We start from the raw sequence: 21,589 nt of genomic DNA, 5'->3' as shown, positions 1-21,589 counted from the left end.
ACGGCTGTGTTTCCGTGACGTTTCGTTGCGTCGCGGTTACCGAGAACTCACGGTGCGGCGGCGCCTCGACGATCAGGGAGAATGGGGGCCATGAGCGTTCGCAGCCAGTCAACCGAGCCGTCGGAGTCGTCGGAGGCCGTCCACCGGGCGGGCTTCGCCTGCTTCGTGGGCCGCCCCAACGCGGGCAAGTCCACCCTCACGAACGCTCTGGTCGGGCAGAAGGTGGCGATCACCGCGGACCAGCCGCAGACGACGCGGCACACGGTCCGCGGGATCGTGCACCGGGACGACGCCCAGCTGATCCTGGTCGACACCCCGGGCCTCCACAAGCCGCGCACGCTGCTCGGCGAGCGCCTCAACGACGTCGTCCGCACGACGTGGGCCGAGGTGGACGTGATCGGCTTCTGCCTCCCGGCGAACGAGAAGATCGGTCCGGGTGACCGTTTCATCGCCAAGGAGCTGGCCGGGATCCGCAAGACCCCGAAGGTCGCGATCGTCACCAAGACCGACCTGGTCGACTCCAAGACCCTCGCCGAGCAGCTGATCGCCATCGACCAGCTCGGCAAGGAGCTCGGCTTCGAGTGGGCCGAGATCGTGCCGGTCTCGGCGGTCGGCGACAAGCAGGTGGGTCTGCTGGCCGACCTCCTCGTCCCGCTGCTGCCCGAGGGCCCGGCGCTCTACCCCGAGGGCGACCTCACCGACGAGCCCGAGCAGGTCATGATCGCCGAGCTGATCCGCGAGGCGGCCCTGGAGGGCGTCCGCGACGAACTGCCGCACTCCATCGCCGTCGTCGTCGAGGAGATGCTCCCGCGCGAGGACCGCCCCGCCGACAAGCCCCTCCTGGACATCCACGCCAACCTTTTCATCGAGCGCCCCAGCCAGAAGGGCATCATCATCGGCCCCAAGGGCAAGCGCCTCAAGGAGGTCGGCATCAAGAGCCGCAAGCAGATCGAAGCGCTGCTCGGCACACCTGTCTTCCTCGACCTGCACGTGAAGGTGGCGAAGGACTGGCAGCGGGATCCGAAGCAGTTGCGGCGGCTCGGGTTCTGACCGCTCCCCCCGCGCGTACAACCTTGCCGGACGGCCATCGGTCTGAACTGGCACACACCTACGCGAACTACCGGGGGGTAGTCATGCGACGAACAGGTACTGCACTGGCCGCTATGGTGCTCGTGGGCGGCGGCCTGCTGGCCGGCACGGTTCCGGCGGTGGCCGCGCCGACGGCCGTGACCGCGGACTGCGCCGTGACGTGGGGGAGTCTGGACAAGACCGCCGACGCCGCGGCCGGCAGGCGGCTCACCGACGTCCGGACCGGACAGCACGAGTGCTTCGACCGGCTGGTCTTCGACGCCCAGGGCACCTCGGCCGACCCGGTCGGCTACAGCGTCCGCTACGTCGACGTACTGCACCAGGACCCGTCGGACGTCGTCGTCCCGATCAAGGGCGGGGCGATTCTGGAGATCTCGCTGTTCGCCCCGCGCTACGACCCGGCGACCGGACAGCCCTACCCGGCGCTGCCGGCCGTGGACGTCACCGGGTACCGGACGTTCCGGGAGTTCAAGGTCACCGGCGGCTCCGAGGGGTACACCCAGGCGGGTCTGGGCGTCCGGGCCCGGCTGCCGTTCCGGGTCTTCCAGACGGCCAACCACCTCGTCGTGGACGTGGCTCACACCTGGTGACCCGGCAGGGCCGCGCTCATGTCCTGGAGCCCCACCACCCTTAGCAGTTGCAGCCGTTCGTACGACTCCGTGCCCGGACGGGCCGTGTGCACGACGAGGTGCTGGTGGGTGTCGGTGTTGACGAGGACCTCGCAGTCCAGCTCCAGGAGACCGACGGCCGGGTGCAGGAACCGCTTGGTGGTCGCGCGGCGCACCGCCACCTCGTGTTCGGCCCACAGGCGGGCGAACTCCTCGCTGCCGGCGAGGAGTTCGGCCACCAGGGCGGCCGGCACCGGGTCGGCGGGGCGGGCCGCCGCCACCGCGCGCAGGTTCGCCACGTGCTCCCGGGCCCGCGCCGGGCGGTCCTCCGGCGGGAAGGGGCCGTGCGCCGACGGGTCCAGGAAGTAGCGGCGGACCAGGTTGCGTTCGCGCGGCGGGAGGGCCAGGACGTCGCCGCTCAGCGCCCGCGACAACGCGTTCTGGGCCAGGACCTCACCGCAGTCGGTCGTCACCAGCGCCGGGGTGTCGTGCAGCCGGTCCAGGACCAGCAGGAGGCCGGGGCGGACATGGGTGCTCGTCGCCTCCCGCCGCGGCGGTTCCTCGCCCGACAGGTGGAACAGGTGGTCCCGTTCGTCCTCCGTCAGGCGCAGCGCGCGGGCCAGCGCCGTCAGCATCTGGCGGGACGGGCGCGGGCCCCGGGACTGTTCCAGGCGCGTGTAGTAGTCGGCGGACATGCCCGCCAGCGCGGCCACCTCCTCGCGCCGCAGCCCCGGGGTGCGCCGCCGGGCGCCGGGCGGCAGGCCCACGTCGGAGGGGTCCAGACGGGCGCGGGTGCGGCGCAGGAAGTCGGCGAGTGCGGGGCGGTCCATCTCTCCAGGGTGACCCGGGGCGTGCGGCTTATCCAGGGACCGCCGGTCCCCCGATCGGGAGGTCTCTCCCGGCCGGGCCGCGGACGGACGAGGGTGGTGGCACATCCAGAGCGAAGGAGCTGGTCATGATCACTCTCGTCACCGGTACGACCGGACAGGTCGGGCGTCGGTTCGTGCCCCGGTTGCTGGGGCAGCGGCAGGCGGGGGAGCAGGTACGGGTGCTGGTGCGGGACGCGGCCCGGGGTGAGCCGTTCGCCGCGCTGGGCGCCGAGGTCGTCGTCGGGGACCTGCGGGACGAGGAGGCGCTCGGCAAGGCCGTCGCCGGGGCGGACGCCGTCGTGAACGTCGCCGCCGCCTTCCGCGGGGTGCCCGACGAGGAGGCCTGGGCCGTCAACCGGGACGCGGCCGTGGCCCTCGGGCGGGCCGCGCTGAGCGCCGGTGTACGACGGTTCGTGCAGGTCAGCACCGGGAACGTGTACGGATCCGGGCGTGGCCGCCCGCTCACCGAGGACGACGAGAGCCGGCCCGGCGGCGAGCTGTGGGGCGCGTACCCCGAGTCCAAGGCGGCGGCCGAGCGGGAGCTGCTCGCCCTGGCGGGTGGCATGGAGGTGCGGATCGGGCGGCTGCCGTTCGTCTACGGCGAAGGGGACCCGCACATCGCGAACGCGATGCCGTGGGCTGCGCGCTGGGCCCCGGCGCAGCGGCTCCAGATGGCCCACCACGCGGATGTCGGGCAGGGGCTGATGCGGCTGCTGTACGCACCCGCGGTGAACGGCCCGGTCTACAACATCGCCGACGACGCGCCCGTCACGACCGTGGAGCTGTACCGGCTGGCCGGCGTCGAGCCGCCCGAGGAACTGTCCGTCCAGACCGACCGCGACCCCTGGTACGGGATCATGTCCAACCGGAAGATCCGGCGGGATCTCGGCTTCCGGCCGATCTACCCGAGCGCCTGGACGGCCTGGGACGCCGGAGCCCTGTAGGCCGCGGCACGTCGTCGGTCGGCCGCGGCGCCGTCGTGGCCGGTCGCGCAGTTCCCCGCGCCCCTTCGGGGGCGTGTTCAGTCGACGCCTCTGATCCGGCGCACCAGCCATGCTCCGGCCAGTCCGATCACTGCCGCGACGAGGTACAGGACGCGGTAGCCGCCGAGGTAGGTGACGATCGGGGCGGCGAGGGCGGGGGCCGCTACCTGGGGGAGGGCGTTGGCGACGTTGATGACGCCGAGGTCCTTGCCGCGGTCCACCGCCTTCGGCAGGACGTCGGTCATCAGCGCGAAGTCCACGGAGGTGAACACCCCGAAGCCGACGCCCAGCACCGCCGCGGCCACGAGCGCCCCCGGCCAGGTCTGCCAGGCCGCCAGCAGCGCCGTCGCCACCGCCATCAGCATCCCGGACCAGATCACGAAGGGCTTGCGGCGGCCCACCCGGTCCGACCAGACCCCGCCGACCACGACCGTCGCCATCAGCGTCAGCCCGTTGACCGCGGTCAGGATCAGGACGCCCTGGTCGGGGTCGGAGTAGTGGAGGCGGTCGCGGAGGTAGTAGAGCAGGTACAGCAGCACCAGCGCGTTGCTCAGGTTGATCAGGAAGCGGGTCAGCCACGCCCAGCCCAGGTCCGGATACCGGCGCGGGCTCAGCCAGAAACCGGCCAGGAAGTCCCGCCAGGACCAGGGCGGCCGGTCCTCGGCCGCCAGCCGCAGGTCCGGGTACCTGAGCACGTACGGCAGGACGCCCAGCGCCGTGAACACCGCGCACGCCACATAGCCGGCCCCGACACCCCCGGCGGCCGTCGCGAGGCCGGTGCCGCCGACCACGCCGAGGATCTGCGCGGCCCCCAGCCAGCCGCCCACCGAGCCCCGCTGGAGCCGCGGCACCCGGTCCGGGACCGCCGCCGTCACCGCCGCGAAGGCCGCGTTCAGGGTGAGCTGGACCAGGGCCCAGCCCAGCATCATCGTCCACATGCCGCCGGCGCCCGCGAGCAGCAGCAGGGACAGCGCCCCGCCCGCCGTACCGGCGACGATCCACGGGGTGCGGCGGCCCCGGCGGGACGTCGTACGGTCCGACAGCGCGCCGAAGACCGGGTTCGCGGCCAGCGACACCACCGCGCCGACGCCGGTCACCCACGCCAGCATCGTCTCCTTCGACATCCCCGAGCCGGGCGCGAAGTCCTTGGCCTGGGAGGCGAGCAGGATCTGCAGCGGGCCGTACCAGCCCACCCAGATCGCCCCGTTGGCGAGCGAGAGCGCGGACGTCCAGCCGCGGCCGACCCGCTCGACCGGCTCCGCCAGGGCGGCGGCGGGTTCCCGGAGCGTCGTCATCTCTGCGCCCGCAGGAGGTCCCGGTACCAGGTGTACGACGACTTCGGCGTCCGCTGCTGCGTCGCGTAGTCGACGTGCACCAGGCCGAAGCGGCGGGCGTATCCCTCGGCCCACTCGAAGTTGTCGAGGAGCGACCAGACGAAGTAGCCGCGCACGTCCACGCCGGCCTCGGCCGCCTTGTGCAGGGCGCGCACGTGGCCGTCCAGGTAGGCGATCCGGTCCTGGTCGTCGACGCCCTCGTAGGAGCAGCCGTTCTCGGTGATGACGACGGGCGGGAGCCGGTCGCCGTAGCGGTCGCGGAAGCCGGTGAGGAGTTCGGTGAGGGCCTCGGGGACGACCGGCCAGCCGAAGTCCGTCACCGGGACGTCCTCGATGTCCTGGACGGAGAAGGGGAGTTCGGCCGGGAGGGTGAGCCCGCCGAACTCGATCTCGGTGCCCTGCGGGGCGCCGACCTTGGTGGGGGCGTAGTAGTTGATCCCGTACCAGTCGAGCGGTTCGGCGATCACCTTCAGGTCGGCGGCGACGTCGCCGGGCATCAGGTCGCCCATGCCGTCCGGGTACTCGCCGAGCAGGATCGGCTCGGCGAACAGGCGGTTGAGGAGGAGGTCGTAGAAGGAGGCCGCCTCCAGGTCCGGCTGCTCCTGCGAGGCCGGCCAGGTCGGGCCGTGGGAGTTGGCGATGCCGATGTCGGCGGCGCCGGCCGCGCGCAGCGCCTGTACGGCCAGGCCGTGGGCGAGGAGTTGGTGGTGGGCGACCGGGAGCGCGTCGAACATCAGCTGCTTGCCGGGGGCGTGGGCACCCAGGGCGTAGCCGAACAGGGTCTGTTCGGCGGGCTCGTTGAGGGTGATCCACTTCTTGACCCGGTCGCCGAGCCGGTCGGCGACGGTGGAGACGTAGTCGGCGAAGTGGGCCGCGGTGTCCCGGTCCAGCCAGCCGCCCCCCGCGGCGGAGCCGCTCTCGGGCACAGCTTGGAGAGCCGCCGGCAGGTCCCAGTGGAAGAGGGTCGGGACCGGGCGGATGCCGGCCGCGCACAGCTCGTCCACCAGCCGGTCGTAGAAGTCCAGGCCGCCCGCCGAGCGGACCCGCGGCCAGGAGATCGAGAAGCGGTACGCGTCCACGCCGAGGCCGGCCAGGAGCGCCACGTCCTCGCCGTGGCGGTGGTAGTGGTCGCAGGCCACCGCCGCCGTCGAGCCGTCCTTGATCCGGCCCGGCTCCGCCTCGAACACGTCCCACACGGACGGCTCCCGCAGGTCGGCCGCGCCCTCGATCTGATGCGCCGAGGTGGAGACGCCCCAGAGGAAGCCGTCGGGGAACCGGGGGAAGGGAGGTGTCGGGTGGACCGCGTCTGTTGCCATGGCCGGGATCATCCTTACCCCCGGTAACATAAGTCAACGCCCGGGTGTGAACTACCCGTTACGGGGCCCGGTCACGCCCCTTCCTTCAAGATCCGTGAGATCAGTTCGCGTTGGTCCTCGGACAGCCGCGGATCGGCCGCGTACACCGTCCGTCCGTCCACCGTGATCTCGTACGCGAACCCGTCCGGCACGCCGGGCGGCGGGGAGCCCCGGCCGGCCGCGAGCGCGCGCTCGGCCAGGGCCTGCCACTCGGGGGCGTCGGGCCGGCCCGAGGTGTCCACCTCGGCCCGGCGCTCGATGCCCGCGAACCCGCCCGTGCGCCTCACCTGAATACGCATGGGTCCCTGTGTAGTACGGAACGGGGCGCCGTGCACCCCCGCCCCCGCACGGTCAGGAGGCCTGCACCCCGACCTGGGACCAGGCCTTGAGGGCCGCCTCGCTCTCCTCGCCCGCCTGGTAGCGGGCCTTGGCCGCGGCCACCGTGAGCTTCGCGAAGTCCGTAAACGTGGCGTCGGACTGAAGCTCGCCGCCGGTGAGGACGTCGTACCAGATCTGCCCGGCCCGCTCCCAGGCGTTGCCGCCGAGGGCGGTGGCGAGCAGGTAGAAGGCGTGGTTGGGGATGCCGGAGTTGATGTGCACGCCGCCGTTGTCCCGGCTGGTCTTCACGTAGTGCTGCATGGTGGCCGGCTGCGGGTCCTTGCCGAGGCGGGGGTCGTCGTACGCCGTGCCCGGGGCCTTCATCGAGCGCAGCGCCACGCCGTGCACGCCGGGGGCGAGCAGGCCCTCGCCGATCAGCCAGTCCGCCTGGTCGGCGCTCTGGCCGAGGGAGTACTGCTTGATGAGCGAGCCGAAGACGTCGGAGACCGACTCGTTGAGGGCGCCGGACTGGCCGTAGTACTCCAGGTTGGCGGTGTACTGGGTGACGCCGTGCGTGAGTTCGTGGCCGATGACGTCGACGGAGGAGGTGAAGTCGACGAAGATCTCGCCGTCGCCGTCCCCGAACACCATCTGGTCGCCGTTCCAGAAGGCGTTGTCGTAGTTGACGTCGTAGTGGACGCTCGCGTTCAGCGGCAGGCCGTTGCCGTCGATGGAGTCCCGCTCGTACGCCTTCAGGTACAGGTCGAAGGTGGCGCCCAGGCCGGCGTAGGCGCGGTTGACGGTGGCGTCCTGGCCGGGCTCGGCCCCCTCGGCGCGGACCTCGGTGCCGGGCAGGTCGGTGCGGTGCTCGGCGTCGTAGATCGTGCGGTGGGGCTGCGCGGTCGCGGGCGCCGGCGCGGCGACGGCGGCGGTCGCGGTGCGGACCGCGGTCACGCGGCGGCGGGTGCGCTGGGCCGAGTCGTGCTGGAGGGTGCGCAGCGCGGAGTCGGCGAGTGCCTGGTCCTCGTGGGTGGCGAGGTGGTCGAGGATGTGCGGCGGCACGATCGTGCAGAAGACGGGCGTGAAGCCCCCGTTGGTCGTCATGCTCCACGATTGCACTGCGTGAGCTTGGTGTCACTAGAGGCGACCATGATTGGTGAAAAATAGGGATGCACTCGCCGCGGATGGTTGCGCTGTGTTATGCCGCGTGCCGCCGTTGTGGCTGATCGCGCCCACGCGGCGGAGCCGCAGATGTCGCAGCCCCGCGCCCCTGGCGGGGCGCCTCAGTCCCGCATGCTGATACAGAAGCGTTCGCTGCGGGGGGCTCCGTTACAGTGGTCGCATCATGCGTTTCGGGCTGCTTCTTCTTAGCTGCCGCGGCGAGGGCCTGTAGTCCAGGTCGACTCCCTCCCCGCGGAGCTTCGCGTTGCGTCGTCGGCCGTCCTTCCGGACACCCACCAGGAGCCCCGCAATCATGGCCAACCGCCAGCAGCCCAGCACCATGCCGGTCCACAAGTACGGCCAGTACGAGCAGGTCGACATTCCCGACCGCACCTGGCCCGGCAAGCGGATCACCGAAGCCCCCCGCTGGCTCTCCACCGACCTGCGTGACGGCAACCAGGCCCTGATCGACCCGATGTCGCCCGAGCGCAAGCGCCGGATGTTCGACCAGCTGGTCAAGATGGGCTACAAGGAGATCGAGGTCGGCTTCCCCGCCTCCGGCCAGACCGACTTCGACTTCGTGCGCTCGATCATCGAGGAAGAGGGCGCGATCCCGGACGACGTGACGATCTCCGTACTGACCCAGGCCCGCGAGGACCTGATCGAGCGGACCGTCGAGTCGCTGAAGGGCGCCAAGCGGGCCACCGTCCACCTGTACAACGCCACCGCGCCGGTCTTCCGCCGGGTGGTGTTCCGCGGCTCCAAGGACGACATCAAGCAGATCGCCGTCGACGGCACCCGCCTGGTGATGGAGTACGCCGAGAAACTGCTGGGCCCGGAGACCGAGTTCGGCTACCAGTACTCGCCGGAGATCTTCACCGACACCGAGCTGGACTTCGCGCTGGAGGTCTGCGAGGCGGTGATGGACGTCTACCAGCCGGGTCCGGGCCGCGAGATCATCCTCAACCTGCCCGCCACCGTGGAGCGTTCGACGCCGTCCACGCACGCGGACCGCTTCGAGTGGATGCACCGCAACCTGTCCCGCCGCGAGCACGTGGTGCTGTCGATCCACCCGCACAACGACCGCGGCACCGCCGTCGCCGCCGCCGAACTGGCGCTGATGGCCGGCGCCGACCGCGTCGAGGGCTGCCTGTTCGGGCAGGGCGAGCGCACCGGCAACGTCGACCTGGTCACCCTGGGCATGAACCTGTTCTCGCAGGGCGTCGACCCGCAGATCGACTTCTCCGACATCGACGAGATCCGTCGTACGTGGGAGTACTGCAACCAGATGGAGGTCCACCCGCGCCACCCGTACGTGGGCGACCTGGTCTACACGTCCTTCTCCGGCTCCCACCAGGACGCCATCAAGAAGGGCTTCGACGCCATGGAGGCCGATGCCGCGGCCAAGGGCGTCACGGTCGACGACATCGAGTGGGCGGTCCCGTACCTGCCGATCGACCCGAAGGACGTCGGCCGTTCCTACGAGGCGGTCATCCGGGTCAACTCGCAGTCCGGCAAGGGCGGAATCGCCTACGTCCTGAAGAACGACCACAAGCTGGACCTGCCGCGCCGGATGCAGATCGAGTTCTCCAAGCTGATCCAGGCCAAGACGGACGCCGAGGGCGGCGAGGTCACCGGCGCCGCCATCTGGGCGGTCTTTCAGGACGAGTACCTGCCGAACCCGGAGAACCCCTGGGGTCGCGTCCAGGTGAAGACGGGCCAGTCGACCACCGACACCGACGGCGTGGACACCCTGACGGTGGAGGCGACGGTCGACGGCGAGGACACCGTGCTGACCGGCTCCGGCAACGGCCCGATCTCCGCGTTCTTCGACGCGCTGCAGGGCCTGGGCATCGACGCGCGTCTCCTGGACTACCAGGAGCACACGATGAGCGAGGGTGCCTCCGCGCAGGCCGCCTCCTACATCGAATGCGCGATCGACGGCAAGATCCTGTGGGGTATCGGCATCGACGCGAACACGACGCGTGCGTCGCTGAAGGCGGTCGTCTCCGCCGTCAACCGCGCCACGCGATAACCCCTCTGACCGGCGGTTTCGGGGCCCTGATCAGCTCTCGTGGCGATCGGGGCCCCGTCGTTTCCCGGCCATCCCGATGTGCAGGTCACGGACTGGTCTCGTACGGGGTACTGACTCAGGCTCCTCCATGTGGCTAACATCACGCCAGCGGTGGCGATGTTGCCACGGCGTTACGGAGGTGCGACGTGCTGCCAGTACGGGGACGAGACTGCCGAACCGCCAGGCCTGCCCGCATTCTGGGCACCCGCACCGCCTGGACACCCGTCGGCGACGGGGAGTTCTTCTGCCCCGGCTGCGGCGGCGACCGCAACTACCAGCGGCTCACCGGCCGGCGCCGTTTCACCCTGCTCGGCGTGCCCGTGCTGCCGCGCGGCACCACCGGGCCGGTCGTGGAGTGCGCCGCCTGCCGCCACCACTACGGCACCGACGTCCTCGACCACCCCACCACCTCCCGCTTCTCGGCGATGCTCCGCGACGCCGTGCACACCGTCGCCCTGGCCGTCCTGGCGGCCGGCGGCACCTGCGCCCGTACGGCCCTGGAGGCGGCGGCGGGCGCGGTCCGCGCGGCCGGTTTCGAGGAGGCCACGGAGGACCAGCTGAGCGCGCTGGTCGAGGCCCTCGCCGCGGACACCGGGCGGGTCTTCGAGCAGCCGTACCGCGCGAGCCTCGCGATAGAGCTGCACGAGGCCCTCGACCCGCTGGCCCCGCATCTCGCCCCCGCCGGGCGGGAGGCGCTGCTCCTGCAGGGCGCCCGGATCGCGCTCGCCGACGGCCCCTACACCAACGCCGAACGCGAGGTCCTCGGCACCGTCGGCGCGGCCCTGACCATCTGCGCCGACGACGTGAGCCGGCTGCTGGCGGCGGCGCGCATGCCGTCCTGAGCCGGTCCGCAGGCGGTCACGGCAGCGCGACCCGGTCGCGGTCCGACCGCGTGGCGAGCCCCCATGGCCGACCCGCGGACCATCCTCGTGGAGACGTTCGGGAACGAACTCGTCGACATGATCACCCGGTGCCTCGGCGGGGGCCGGCGGCCGTTCACCCGGGTGGCCGCACGGGCACCGACGGATCGTCAGTGCCCTTGTCCCCGGCCCTCGTTGGGTGCGCGTAGCCGGTCACCGGCAGAACACGCCACGTCAGCCCGGTGCACCGGAACCCGACATGGCCTGTCGCGCGACCTGACGGTGTGCCAGAGCGGGTGACCCGTTCGGCTGTTGCGGGATGCGGCGCGGGCGGCCGGGAGCACCATGGAGGAGTGAGCCATGTGTCTCCTGTGACCTGTGCGGGCCGGATCTCCCTCGCCGCGACCCTGCTGTTCGGGGCGTTCACGGCCTCGCCCCGGGCCTGGGCGGCCGGTTGTGAGTCCTCCGTGCCGTACGTCTCCGGCGAGGGCGGTTACGCCCAGTTCCGCATCCCGGCCGTCGTCCGCACCGCGCGCGGCACGCTGCTCGCCTTCGCCGAGGGCCGGCACACCACCACCGGGGACAGCGGCGACATCGACGTCGTGCTGAGACGCTCCGCCGACGGCGGCTGCACCTGGGACCCGCTCCGGGTGGTGGCCGCGGGCGACGGGGACACCCGCGGCAACCCGGCGCCGGTCGTCGACCCGCGGACCGGCCAGGTCGTCCTGGTGACCTCCTACAACGGCGGCTCGGTGAGCGAGGACCAGATCATGCGCGGCCAGGTCACCACGGCGCAGAGCCGCCGGGTGTACGTGCAGCGCAGCGGCGACGACGGCCGCCACTTCACCCGCCCGCACGAGATCACCGCACAGGTGAAACCTTCCGGCTGGCGCTGGTACGCCACCGGCCCCGGGCACGCCGTCGCACTCACCCGGGGGCCGCACCGGGGCCGCCTGGTGGTCGCCGCCGACCACTCCGCCGCCCCGCGCGCCGGCTCCGCCGACACCGGCCGGGAGGCCAGGTACTACGGCGGCCACGCGATCTACAGCGACGACGACGGCCTGCACTGGCACCTCGGCTTCGTCGACGACTCCTACACCGGCCACGACAACGCCAACGAGACCACCGCCGCCCAACTCCCCGACGGCCGCCTCTACTTCAACGCCCGCGACCAGAACGGCTCCAGCCCGGGCAACCGTCTGGAGGCCTGGTCGAGCGACGGCGGCGAGACCCTGGACGCCCCCTACACCGTCCAGCCGGCCCTCTCCAAGGTCCCGGTGGTCGAAGGCTCGGTCCTCCAACTGCCGGGCAGCGAGGGCCCGTTGCTCTTCTCCGCCCCCTCGGTCCCGACGGCCCGCCGGGCCATGGCCCTGTGGACCAGCACGGACCAGGGCATCACCTTCGACAAGTACCTCACCCTGTCCGACCGGAAGGCCGCCTACTCGGACCTGGTCCAGGTGGCCAGGGGCACGGTGGGGGTGCTGTACGAGACGGGTACGAGGACGGCGTACGACACGATCGAGTTCCGGCGGGTCGCGGCGCCCTGAGCGGTGTACCGGGACGGGCTCCGGACGCCCGGCCCGGGCCGCTTCCGCCCACAGGGCAACCGAATCCGCGGATCCGGTGGTCTGGAGGGCGAGGGGGTGGCCGATGCAGGCCGAACTAGAGGCCCAGTTCCAGGAATTCGTCAGAGCACGGTGGTCGCATCTCGTACGGACCGCCTATCTGCTCACCGGCGACCCGCACCACGCGGAGGACCTGACGCAGACCGCGCTGGCGAAGGCCTACCGGTCCTGGCGGCGCGTCTCCCGGACCGACCATCCGGAGGCGTACGTCCGCCGCATGCTGGTCAGCTGCAACAGTGACCGGTTCCGCAAGCGCCGGGTCACCGAGTCGCTGACCGACGCACCGCCGGAGCGCGCCGGGTACGACGACGCGGTGTCCCGGGCCGACGAGCGCGGCACGCTGCTCGCGGCCCTGGCCGGGCTGCCGCCGAGGCAGCGCGCGGTGGTGGTGCTGCGGTACTGGGAGGACCTGTCCGAGGGGGAGGTGGCCGAGGTGCTCGGGTGCTCCCCGGGCACGGTGAAGAGCCAGGCGTCCAAGGGCCTGGCGAAGTTGCGTACGGTTCCGGGGCTCGCGCAGGCCGTGAGCCACGCGGCGCCCGTACAGGGAGGCAGCAGGTGAGCGGCGAACAGCAGGGCGGAGCGGCCGAGCCGGAGTTCGAGGACCGGGTGCGGACGCTGCTGGCGGGGGACGCGTCCCTGGTCCGGCCGTCACCGGTGCCGTACCCGGAGATCCGGCGCCGGGGCGTGCTGGAGCGGCGGCGGCGCCTGGCCGTGGGCGGGGCAGCGCTGGCGGCGCTGGCGGTGGTCCCGGTCGGCGCGTACGCGCTCGGCGGGGGCGGCACCACGACGAGCCCGGCCGGGCCCAGCCCCACCGTGCTGACCAGCGCCAGCCCGGCACCGACCGGCCCGGCCACCGCGTCGGCCCCGCCGCCGTCCGGGACCCCGTCGGGCCCGGCCGCCCCTACGACTTCGTCGGCTTCGTCGGCCTCGTCGGCGTCGACCCCGTCGGGCGACCCGTCGGCCCCGGCCCGCCCGGCGTCCGCGGCGGACCAGCTCCTCGACGGGATCACCTTCGACCAGGCCGCCGCCGGACTCGGCAAGTGCCTCGCCTACAACAAGGCGCACCGCATCCCCAAGGACCCGACCTACACCGACCTCGGCAGGCCGGCCGACTACCGGATCATCCTGGCGATGCGCAGCACCGGGGACTCCAACGCCCCCGGCGACGGCTACTTCGTGGTCGCGGTACGGGAGAAGCCGAAGCCGACCCGGCTCATCTGCACCGTCAAGGACGGCGCGGCCGACGGCCTGAACACCAGCATCGGGGACCCTTTCGGCGACGCGCGGACACCCGTGGTCCCGGACATCAACAGCGGCAAGCTCTACCAGCAGTCGGTCATCGACAAGGGCAACTGGAAGCTGCCGTTCCGGTGGGGGATCATCGGCGGCTACCGCGCCTCGGTGGCCACGATGACGGTCTCCTACGGCGGCGGCGCGGGCGAGGTGGTCCTCGACCACGGCTGGTTCGTCGCCACCGGCACGCTGGACAAGCAGGTCACCGCGGCCCCGCACCTGAAGGGCTACGACGCGGCGGGCAAGCTCGTCTACGACTCCGACCAGGACGCGTCCTACGAGAAGACGCTGCCGTAGCGGGCGGCTTAGCCGGCGCCGACCCCGAGCAGCAGGTTGGCGACCAGCCGGTCCGCGAACTCCTCGGTGAGGGGCTCGTCGGGCAGCAGCAGGCGGTGGTAGCAGGCCCCCCAGAGCTGGTCGACCAGGATCCGGGGGTCGGCGTCGGGGTGCAGCTGGCCGCGGTCCTGGGCGCGCCGCATCGCCGTGACGGCCAGTGCGCGGCGCGGCCCCGAGTAGCGCTGGAGCAGCGCGGCGGACAGCTCGGGGTCGGTCTGCGCCTGGCCGATGAGCCCGCCGATGACCCGCCCGGCGGGGGTTCCGGTGAGCAGCCGGACGAACGCGCGGAGCTGGGCCGCCAGGTCGGCGCCGATGTCGCCGGTGTCGGGGAAGGCGAGGGTCGGCTCGACGGCGTGGAAGTAGCCGTCGAGCGCGAGCGTGCCGCGTGAGGGCCACCACTTGTGCAGGGTCGTCTTGCTGACCCCGGCCTCCTGGGCGACCCGCTCGAAGGTGAAGGCGGCCATGCCGTCGCGCAGGAGCAGTGCCCCGGCGGCGGCGAGCACGTCGGCCCGCACCTCCTCCGCGGGCCGCCGTCCGCGGCCCCGCCGTATCGGCGTCCCTTCCGTGCCCTGCTCCACGTGCCGCCTCCCGAGCGTGGTTCCGGCCGTCTCCGTCGACCACTCACTGTGACATATGGACGCTGCGTCCACCACTAGATTATATGGACTCGGCGTTCACTAATTGCTCCGCCCGTCGGGGGGTGTCGCCCGCGCCGTCGTGGCTGGTCGCGCAGTTCCCCGCGCCCCTTGGGGGGCGCTGTCCGGGCCGGGGTGGACTTTGGGGGCGCTGTCGGGCTGGGCTGGACTTTGGGGTGCTGTCGGGCCGTAGGGGGCTTCGGTGGTGTGCCTGGTCCTCGGGTTCCTCGTGTGGCGCTGTGTCGAGGAGGGGGCGGGCCGCCCGGCTCGCGGCTTCCGCGTAGCGCCCCGGGGTCAACTCCCGCGCTCCGGTGGCGGCATGGGTCCCGTGTGCGCGGCGTCATTGGTCCCACCTCTGACGGTTTACGCCATTCGCGCGTCTTGCCTTGACCGTCCCCGGGCCCTTTCTTATGGTCGCGCTAACACCCGACGTCCGACGTCTCCTTTCCCCCACGCTGGAGGCACCGTGCGCGACGAGGCGACCCACGGCCGCAGGACGTTCCTGGCCCGCGGCGGCGCGCTCGGCGCGGCAGCCGGCCTGTCCGCGCTGACGGCGTGCGGCCCGAAGTCCACGATCGACCTCGGCGGCAGCGGCTCCGACCGCACCCTCACCGCGGTGATCGGCTACGGCAACGACGGCAGCTGGGATCCCACCCAGACCGCGTCCGCGTTCGCGATGGCCGCCAACAACCACCTCTACGAGGGCCTGGCCGACACCGACCCGATCACCCGCGCCCCCTACCCGGCGCTGGCGACCCGGCTGCCCGCCGACGCGAACGCCACCACCTGGCGGTTCACCCTGCGCCCGGGCGCCACCTTCCACGACGGGAAACCGGTCACCGCCGACGACGTGGTCTTCGTCTTCGACCGGATCCTCGACCCCGGCACCCAGACCCTCGCCCAGGGCTTCTTCGCGAGCTGGCTGAAGCAGGCCCGCAAGGTCGACGCCCGGACCGTCGACCTGGTGCTGAGGTTCCCCTTCCCGGACGGCGTCGCCCGCCTCACCCTCGCCAAGATCATGCCGGAGCACGTGTTCTCCCGGCCCGGCGCCTGGGACGACGCGATCAGGGGACTGGCGGTCGGCTCCGGACCGTACCGGCAGACCGGGCACCACCCGAAGTCGAACACCACCTTCGCCGCGTACGACCGCTACAACGGCCCCCGCAAGCCCGCCTTCCGGAGGATGAACTGGCTGACGATCGTCGACGCGGCCTCCCGCGTGGCCCGGATCTCCGGCGCTGGCGCCGGCGCCCAGATCTCCGACAACATCCCCTACGCCAACATCCCCCGCCTCGAACAGGGCGGCCTGTCGGTCGGCGGCGGCGCCGGGATGAACAACGCGTTCCTGATGTTCAACACCCGGCACAAGCCCTTCGACGACGTCCGGGTCCGCCAGGCCCTGCACTACGCCATCGACAAGGCGAAGATCGTCGAGGTCGCCCTCAAGGGCCACGGAAAACCCGCCAGTTCGTTCCTGAACGAGACCAACCCCGCCTACCGCCGCGCGAAGACGGTCTACGACCACGACCCGGACCGGGCGAAGGCGCTCCTGAAGGCCGCCGGAGTCAGCGGCCTGCGCGTGAACATCCTCGCCTCCAACGTGAGCTGGCTCGTCGACTGCCTGCCCACCATCAAGTCGTCCTGGGACGCGATCGGCGTCGCCACGACCCTGTCCCCGCAGGAGACCACGGCCGTGTTCACCAAGATGGACCAGAAACAGGACTACCAGGTCGTCGCCGCCGTCTCGAACCCCAACCAGTTCGGCCTCGACGCCGACCTGATCATGCACTACAACTACGGCCCCCGGAACCTGTGGATGGGCTACGCCCGCTGGGCCGACGACGCCGTCGCCAGGCAGCTCTTCAAGGACATGGACGCGGCCACCCGCGAACCGGACCCGGACAAGAAGAGGACGATGATCCAGGAGTACCTCGACGTCGTCGCCGAACAGGCCGTCCTCTACCCGGTCGTCCACAACGAGCTGATCACCGCCTGGGATCCGCGCAGACTCACCGGCATAAGGGCCCAGCCCTACCCGGGCATCAACGTCCTCACCGCCAAGTGGGCCTGACCGCATGACCGCCGTCCTGCGCATCCTGCTGCGCCGCACCGCCCTGCTGGTGCCCCTGCTGCTCGGCATCGCCCTGTTCGTGTTCCTGGTGATGCGGTTCTCCGACGTCGACCCGGCGTCCGCTTTCTTCCAGGGCGCCAACCCCACCCCGCAGCAACTCCACGCCTTCCGTGAACGCAACGGCCTCCTCGACCCGCTGCCCCTGCGCTACGTCCACTTCGTCGGCGGCCTGCTCCACGGCGACCTCGGCACCAGCGCCCTCACCCGCACCCCGGTCCTCGACCAGGTCCTCACCGCCCTGCCGCTCACCCTCCAGCTGACCTTCCTCGGCCTCGGCATCGCCGTCGTCCTGGCCCTCGCCGGAGGCGTCACCGCGGCCATCCACCGCGACCGCTGGCCGGACCAGGTCATCCGCGTGCTCTCCCTGGTCGGCGTCGCCGCCCCCGCCTTCTGGCTGGCCCTGCTGATGATCCAGTACCTGGCCGTCGACCGCGGCTGGTTCCCGTCCGGCGGCTACATCAACCCCGAGGACTCCGTCACCGGCTGGCTGAAGACCATGGCCCTGCCCGCCCTCGCGCTCTCCCTCCCGGTCGCCGCCCAGCTCACCCGGATCGTCCGCACCTCGGTGGTCGAGGAACTCGACAAGGACTACGTCCGCACCGCGATCGGCAGCGGCCTGCCGCCCCACGTCGTCGTCGGCCGCAACGTGCTCCGCAACGCCCTGGTCAACCCCCTGACCGTGCTGGGCCTGCGGGTCGGCTACCTGCTCGGCGGCGCCGTCGTCATCGAGACCGTCTTCGCCCTGCCCGGCATGGGCAAGCTGATGATCGACGCCGTGCAGAACGGCGACCCCGCCGTCGTCCAGGGCGTCGTCCTCACCACCGCGACCGGCTTCGTCGTCGTCAACCTCGTCATCGACATCCTCTACCTGCTGGTCAACCCGCGCCTGAGGGAGGCCACATGACGACGTTCACCCGCGCGGCCCTCACCGCCGCCCTCGCCCGGCCCGGCGTACGGCTGCGCAGACTGTCACCGCTGTCGAAGACGGCCCTCGCCTTCCTCACCGTGATCGTCCTGGTCGCGGTCCTCGCCCCCCTCCTCGCCCCCGACGACCCGCTCGCACAGCAGGCCCCCGCCGACGGCACCGGCCACCCCTCCGCCGGCCACTGGATGGGCCAGGACAGCCTCGGCCGGGACATCCTCAGCCGGCTCGTGTACGGCGCCCGCTGGTCCCTCGCCATCGGCCTCGGCGCGACCGGCCTCGCCCTGGTCGCCGGCGCCCTTCTCGGCGCCCTCGCGGCCACCTCCCGCAAGGCCGTCGACGAGACCCTGATGCGCTGCCTGGACGTGGTGATGGCGTTCCCCGGCATCGCCCTCGCCGCCGTCCTGGTCGCCGTCTTCGGCGGCGGCATCACGGTCCTGATCTGCGCGATCGCCTTCCTCTTCACCCCACCGGTCGCGAGGGTCGTCCGCGCCAACGTCCTCGACCAGTACGGCGAGGACTACGTCACCGCGGAGCGTGTCATCGGCGCCCGCACCCCGCACATCGTGATCCGTCACGTGGCGGTCAACTGCCTCGCCCCCGTCCTCGTCTTCTGCACCGTCCAGGTCGCCGAGGCCATCGTCTTCGAGGCGTCCCTGTCCTTCATCGGCGCGGGCGTACGGCCCCCCGACCCGTCCTGGGGCAGCGTCATCGCCGACGGCAAGAACATGGTCCTGACCGGCGGCTGGTGGGCCACCCTCTTCCCCGGCCTGCTCATCCTCCTCACGGTCCTCTCCCTCAACATCCTCTCCGAGGGCGTCTCGGACGCGTGGGCGTCACCGGCGGGGAGGGAAGTGGAGCCGACGGAGCCCGTGGAGGTGCTTGCGCCGGGGGAGGCCCCGGAGCTGCCGTCCCTGACCGAGGCGGCAGAACGGCTCCGGGCCCGCGCCCGTCCGCTCCCCTCCCACGACGGCCCACCGGTCCTGTCCGTGGAGAACCTCATGATCGCCTTCCCGGACCGCCACCGGGGCGTGAACATCGTGAACGGCATCAACTTCGAGGTCCACCCCGGTGAAGTCCTGGGCCTGGTCGGCGAGTCGGGCTGCGGCAAATCCCTGACGGCCCTCACGATCATGGGCCTCCAACCGAAGTCGGCAAGGGTAGCGGGCCGAATCGATTTCCACGCCGGTGAGGGAACGCGCCCCAAAGGGGCGCGGGGCTGTACTGAATATGCGGCTGCCGCCGCGCGGGCGCGAACAACCCCCACCCACCCGCACCCGCCCACGGACCTCACCACCCCCCACCACCGCCTCCTGGGCCACGAGCTCGCGATGGTCTACCAGGACGCCCTCTCCTCCCTGAACCCGTCCATGACGGTCAACGCCCAGCTCAAACAGCTGACAAGACGAGGCGGCCACCAAACCCCGGCCGAACTCCTCACCCTCGTCGGCCTCGACCCACCCCGCACACTGCGGAGCTACCCCCACGAACTCTCCGGCGGCCAGCGCCAACGCGTCCTCATCGCGATGGCCCTCTCCCGCGACCCCCGCCTGATCATCGCCGACGAACCCACCACCGCCCTCGACGTCACCGTCCAGGCCCAGGTGATGGAACTCCTGCTCCGCCTCCGCGAGGAACTCGGCTTCGCGCTGATCCTCGTCTCCCACGACCTCGCCCTGGTCGCGGACGTCACCGACCGGGTGGTGGTGATGTACGGCGGCCAGATCGTCGAGACCGGCGTCACCGCCGAACTGGTCGGCGCCCCCACCCACCACTACACGCGCGGCCTGCTCGGCAGCGTGCTGTCGCTGGAGTCCGGGGCCGAACGGCTCACCCAGATCAGGGGCGTGGTCCCGTCCCCCGCCGACTTCCCCGCGGGGTGCCGCTTCAGCGACCGCTGCCCGGCCGCGACCGACGTCTGCCGTACGACACCACCCGGCCTCACCGGCACCCCCACCCACACCGCGGCCTGCCACCACCCGGCCGTCGACCTGGCGGCGAGCACGGAGGCGGTGACATGAGCGCGGTGGAGCTGACCGGTGTCGACGTGGTCCACCGGGCCCGCGGCGGAGGCCTGTTCGGCCGGGACCGGGTGTACGCGCTGACCGGCGCCGACCTCACCGTGGCACCCGGCGAGACGGTCGGCGTGGTCGGCGAGTCGGGGTGCGGGAAGTCGACGCTGGCGAAGGTCCTGGTCGGCATCCAGCGGCCGACGGCCGGCACGGTCACCTTCCACGGCCGCGACCTGTGGACGATGCCGCCGGGCGAACGCCGGACGACCGTCGGCGCGAGCACCGGCATGGTCTTCCAGGACCCGTCGACGGCCCTCAACCGCCGCCTGCCCGTCCGCCGCATCCTGCGCGACCCGCTGGACGTCCACGAGCGCGGCACGAAGGCCGAACGGGAGGACAGGGTGCGGGAGTTGATGAGCCTCGTCGGGCTGCCCCGGGCGCTCGCCGAGGCTCTGCCCGGCCAGCTCTCCGGCGGCCAGCGGCAGCGCGTCGCGATCGCCCGCGCGCTCGCCCTGGACCCCGACCTGGTGGTGGCGGACGAACCGACCAGCGCCCTGGACGTCTCCGTCCGCGCCCAGATCCTCAACCTCCTTCTCGACCTGCGCGAACGCCTGGGCCTCGCCATGGTCTTCGTCTCCCACGACATCCAGACCGTACGGCGGATGAGCGACCGGGTGATCACCATGTACCTGGGCCGGATCGTCGAGGACACCCCGGCCGCCGACGTCACCGGCCACGCCCGGCACCCGTACACCCGGGCCCTCTTCTCGGCCACTCCGGGCCTGCTGAACCCGATCGACCCGATCCCGCTCACGGGCCCGGTGCCCTCGGCGACCCGGCCGCCGTCCGGGTGCCCGTTCCGCACCCGCTGCTGGCGGGCGGACGACGACTGTGCCCTCCGCATGCCTGACTTCACGGCCGCGTCACGGCCCGGTCACCGCTACCGCTGCCACCACCCCGTTCATCCTGTGGAGGAGGACCAGCCGAGCCACAGCCTGCCCAGGGAGCCCTGATGACGCTGCCCATCCCGCTGACCGGTGTCGTACCGCCCGTCTGCACGCCCCTGACACCGGACCGCGAGGTGGACGTCGCCTCCCTCAGGCGGCTCGTCGACCATCTGACGGCGGCCGGGGTGGACGGCCTGTTCGTGCTGGGCTCGACCTCGGAGGTGGCCTACCTGACGGACCGGCAGCGCAGGCTGGTCACCGAGACGGTGGCCGCCCACGTGGCCGGCCGGCTCCCGGTCCTGGCGGGCGTCGTCGACATGACGACCCCCCGGGTCCTGGACCACGTCGCGTCCGTCACCGCGGCCGGTGCGGACGCCGTCGTCGTCACCGCCCCCTTCTACACCCGCACCCACCCCGCCGAGATCGCCCGCCACTTCCGGCTGGTCGCCGAGCGGTCGCCGGTCCCGGTCATCGCCTACGACATCCCGGTCGCCGTCCACAGCAAGCTCCCCGCCGGCCTGGTGCTCGAACTCGCCGCCGCCGGGGTGCTGGCCGGGCTGAAGGACTCCAGCGGCGACCTGGCGGGCTTCCGCGAGGTCGTCACCGGCAGCAGGGGCCTGGCAGGCTTCAGCGCGCTGACGGGGTCCGAGCTGACCGTCGACTCGGCCCTCGCGCTGGGCGCCGACGGGGCGGTCCCGGGGCTCGCCAACGTCGACCCGGACGGGTACGTCCGCCTGGACCGGCTCTGCCGCGCGGGCGACTGGGAACGGGCCCGGGCCGAGCAGGAGCGGCTCTGCGGCCTCTTCCGGATGACCGCTGTCGGGGACCCGGCCCGGATGGGCGCCGGCTCGGCGGGGCTGGGCGCGTTCAAGGCGGCGCTGCACCTGCGCGGGGTGATCGACTGCCCCGCCACCGCCGAGCCCCAGGTGCCCCTGTCGCAGGAGGAGACCGAGTGCGTGGCGAAGTACCTCGCGGGTGCGGGACTGATGTAGGAACCGCCCCGGCCCGCCGCGCGTGGTGGGACAGACTCCGGCCGA

General features: G+C 72.2%; 19 protein-coding genes. 13 read left to right on the top strand and 6 right to left on the bottom strand.

Annotated elements, in window-relative coordinates; genetic code table 11:
• Positions 1 to 81: 81 nt before the first annotated feature.
• Both era and AB0D74_RS09005 read left to right on the top strand, forming a co-directional pair.
• Positions 82 to 1,050 (top strand): GTPase Era, encoded by a 969-nt coding sequence (gene era / locus AB0D74_RS09010; RefSeq protein ID WP_362582101.1) that lies wholly within the window; start codon positions 82 to 84, stop codon positions 1,048 to 1,050.
• Between the two features lie 116 nt (positions 1,051 to 1,166).
• On the top strand, positions 1,167 to 1,679 hold the full coding sequence (locus tag AB0D74_RS09005) for a hypothetical protein (RefSeq protein ID WP_362583038.1): 513 nt from the start codon (positions 1,167 to 1,169) through the stop codon (positions 1,677 to 1,679).
• Here AB0D74_RS09005 and AB0D74_RS09000 read toward each other — a convergent pair.
• Entirely contained in the window at positions 1,667 to 2,527 is an 861-nt protein-coding gene (locus tag AB0D74_RS09000) for a helix-turn-helix transcriptional regulator (RefSeq protein ID WP_362582098.1), read from the bottom strand. The two genes, AB0D74_RS09005 and AB0D74_RS09000, sit on opposite strands and share 13 nt — an antisense overlap.
• Before the next feature lie 125 nt (positions 2,528 to 2,652).
• Here AB0D74_RS09000 and AB0D74_RS08995 point away from each other — a divergent pair, with 125 nt between their 5' ends.
• Complete coding sequence (locus AB0D74_RS08995) at positions 2,653 to 3,510, top strand: NAD(P)-dependent oxidoreductase (protein ID WP_362582095.1); 858 nt, start codon at positions 2,653 to 2,655, stop codon at positions 3,508 to 3,510.
• Between the two features lie 77 nt (positions 3,511 to 3,587).
• On the opposite strand, the gene AB0D74_RS08990 is transcribed toward AB0D74_RS08995, so the two are convergent.
• From AB0D74_RS08990 to AB0D74_RS08975, 4 genes are read right to left on the bottom strand one after another with little or no spacing between them, the layout of a single operon-like run.
• A complete protein-coding gene (locus tag AB0D74_RS08990; protein ID WP_362582092.1) occupies positions 3,588 to 4,844 on the bottom strand; it encodes an MFS transporter in 1,257 nt (418 codons plus the stop codon).
• Positions 4,841 to 6,211 carry a GH1 family beta-glucosidase gene (locus AB0D74_RS08985; RefSeq protein WP_362582089.1) on the bottom strand — a complete coding sequence of 457 codons (1,371 nt, stop codon included), beginning with the start codon at positions 6,209 to 6,211 and terminating at the stop codon, positions 4,841 to 4,843. The genes AB0D74_RS08990 and AB0D74_RS08985 overlap by 4 nt, the downstream gene beginning before the upstream one ends.
• 59 nt (positions 6,212 to 6,270) lie before the next feature.
• Positions 6,271 to 6,537, bottom strand: a complete 267-nt coding sequence (locus AB0D74_RS08980; protein ID WP_362582086.1) for a protealysin inhibitor emfourin — start codon at positions 6,535 to 6,537, stop codon at positions 6,271 to 6,273.
• A gap of 52 nt (positions 6,538 to 6,589) precedes the next feature.
• Complete coding sequence (locus AB0D74_RS08975) at positions 6,590 to 7,660, bottom strand: M4 family metallopeptidase (protein ID WP_362582083.1); 1,071 nt, start codon at positions 7,658 to 7,660, stop codon at positions 6,590 to 6,592.
• Between the two features lie 370 nt (positions 7,661 to 8,030).
• Here AB0D74_RS08975 and leuA point away from each other — a divergent pair, with 370 nt between their 5' ends.
• From leuA to AB0D74_RS08950, 5 genes are all read left to right on the top strand, one after another.
• Entirely contained in the window at positions 8,031 to 9,752 is a 1,722-nt protein-coding gene (leuA, locus tag AB0D74_RS08970; RefSeq protein ID WP_362582080.1) for a 2-isopropylmalate synthase, read from the top strand.
• A gap of 185 nt (positions 9,753 to 9,937) precedes the next feature.
• Entirely contained in the window at positions 9,938 to 10,633 is a 696-nt protein-coding gene (locus tag AB0D74_RS08965) for a TerB family tellurite resistance protein (protein ID WP_362582077.1), read from the top strand.
• 425 nt (positions 10,634 to 11,058) lie between these two features.
• The gene (locus tag AB0D74_RS08960) at positions 11,059 to 12,198 is read left to right on the top strand and encodes a sialidase family protein (protein ID WP_362583035.1); all 1,140 of its coding nucleotides are present in this window, start codon (positions 11,059 to 11,061) and stop codon (positions 12,196 to 12,198) included.
• A 103-nt stretch (positions 12,199 to 12,301) separates the two neighbouring features.
• Entirely contained in the window at positions 12,302 to 12,835 is a 534-nt protein-coding gene (locus AB0D74_RS08955) for a SigE family RNA polymerase sigma factor (protein ID WP_362582074.1), read from the top strand.
• Positions 12,832 to 13,866 carry a hypothetical protein gene (locus AB0D74_RS08950; protein ID WP_362582071.1) on the top strand — a complete coding sequence of 345 codons (1,035 nt, stop codon included), beginning with the start codon at positions 12,832 to 12,834 and terminating at the stop codon, positions 13,864 to 13,866. The genes AB0D74_RS08955 and AB0D74_RS08950 overlap by 4 nt, the downstream gene beginning before the upstream one ends.
• An 8-nt stretch (positions 13,867 to 13,874) precedes the next feature.
• Here AB0D74_RS08950 and AB0D74_RS08945 read toward each other — a convergent pair whose 3' ends face one another.
• Positions 13,875 to 14,555, bottom strand: a complete 681-nt coding sequence (locus AB0D74_RS08945; protein ID WP_362582068.1) for a TetR-like C-terminal domain-containing protein — start codon at positions 14,553 to 14,555, stop codon at positions 13,875 to 13,877.
• A gap of 451 nt (positions 14,556 to 15,006) precedes the next feature.
• Between AB0D74_RS08945 and AB0D74_RS08940 the strand changes: the two genes are divergently transcribed.
• Genes AB0D74_RS08940 through AB0D74_RS08920 form a run of 5 tightly spaced genes read left to right on the top strand, consistent with a single transcriptional unit; the run spans position 15,007 to position 21,544 of the window.
• Entirely contained in the window at positions 15,007 to 16,611 is a 1,605-nt protein-coding gene (locus tag AB0D74_RS08940) for an ABC transporter substrate-binding protein (RefSeq protein WP_362582065.1), read from the top strand.
• A 4-nt stretch (positions 16,612 to 16,615) separates the two neighbouring features.
• The gene (locus AB0D74_RS08935; protein WP_362582062.1) at positions 16,616 to 17,575 is read left to right on the top strand and encodes an ABC transporter permease; all 960 of its coding nucleotides are present in this window, start codon (positions 16,616 to 16,618) and stop codon (positions 17,573 to 17,575) included.
• Positions 17,572 to 19,614, top strand: coding sequence for a dipeptide/oligopeptide/nickel ABC transporter permease/ATP-binding protein (locus AB0D74_RS08930; RefSeq protein WP_362582059.1), 2,043 nt, complete (start codon positions 17,572 to 17,574; stop codon positions 19,612 to 19,614). The genes AB0D74_RS08935 and AB0D74_RS08930 overlap by 4 nt, the downstream gene beginning before the upstream one ends.
• Positions 19,611 to 20,618: an ABC transporter ATP-binding protein gene (locus AB0D74_RS08925; protein WP_362582056.1), complete on the top strand. Its 1,008-nt coding sequence runs from the start codon at positions 19,611 to 19,613 to the stop codon at positions 20,616 to 20,618. The genes AB0D74_RS08930 and AB0D74_RS08925 overlap by 4 nt, the downstream gene beginning before the upstream one ends.
• Positions 20,618 to 21,544 carry a dihydrodipicolinate synthase family protein gene (locus tag AB0D74_RS08920; protein WP_362582054.1) on the top strand — a complete coding sequence of 309 codons (927 nt, stop codon included), beginning with the start codon at positions 20,618 to 20,620 and terminating at the stop codon, positions 21,542 to 21,544. Before AB0D74_RS08925 ends, AB0D74_RS08920 begins: the two co-directional genes overlap by 1 nt.
• Positions 21,545 to 21,589 lie beyond the last annotated feature (45 nt).

It is taken from the genome of Streptomyces sp. NPDC048278 (assembly GCF_040652195.1).
Classification (GTDB): Bacteria; Actinomycetota; Actinomycetes; order Streptomycetales; family Streptomycetaceae; genus Streptomyces.
This window is presented reverse-complemented; position numbering and strand designations above follow the sequence as displayed.

Bases quoted from the DNA above. Each gene is read 5' to 3' on its own strand.
- AB0D74_RS08990 (WP_362582092.1), bottom strand. From the start codon at position 4,844: ATGACGACGCTCCGGGAACCCGCCGCCGCCCTGGCGGAGCCGGTCGAG.
- leuA (WP_362582080.1), top strand. From the start codon at position 8,031: ATGGCCAACCGCCAGCAGCCCAGCACCATGCCGGTCCACAAGTACGGC.
- AB0D74_RS08955 (WP_362582074.1), top strand. From the start codon at position 12,302: ATGCAGGCCGAACTAGAGGCCCAGTTCCAGGAATTCGTCAGAGCACGG.
- AB0D74_RS08935 (WP_362582062.1), top strand. From the start codon at position 16,616: ATGACCGCCGTCCTGCGCATCCTGCTGCGCCGCACCGCCCTGCTGGTG.
- AB0D74_RS08920 (WP_362582054.1), top strand. From the start codon at position 20,618: ATGACGCTGCCCATCCCGCTGACCGGTGTCGTACCGCCCGTCTGCACG.
- AB0D74_RS08995 (WP_362582095.1), top strand. From the start codon at position 2,653: ATGATCACTCTCGTCACCGGTACGACCGGACAGGTCGGGCGTCGGTTC.
- era (WP_362582101.1), top strand. From the start codon at position 82: ATGGGGGCCATGAGCGTTCGCAGCCAGTCAACCGAGCCGTCGGAGTCG.
- AB0D74_RS08925 (WP_362582056.1), top strand. From the start codon at position 19,611: ATGAGCGCGGTGGAGCTGACCGGTGTCGACGTGGTCCACCGGGCCCGC.
- AB0D74_RS08985 (WP_362582089.1), bottom strand. From the start codon at position 6,211: ATGATCCCGGCCATGGCAACAGACGCGGTCCACCCGACACCTCCCTTC.
- AB0D74_RS08980 (WP_362582086.1), bottom strand. From the start codon at position 6,537: ATGCGTATTCAGGTGAGGCGCACGGGCGGGTTCGCGGGCATCGAGCGC.
- AB0D74_RS08975 (WP_362582083.1), bottom strand. From the start codon at position 7,660: ATGACGACCAACGGGGGCTTCACGCCCGTCTTCTGCACGATCGTGCCG.
- AB0D74_RS08930 (WP_362582059.1), top strand. From the start codon at position 17,572: ATGACGACGTTCACCCGCGCGGCCCTCACCGCCGCCCTCGCCCGGCCC.
- AB0D74_RS09000 (WP_362582098.1), bottom strand. From the start codon at position 2,527: ATGGACCGCCCCGCACTCGCCGACTTCCTGCGCCGCACCCGCGCCCGT.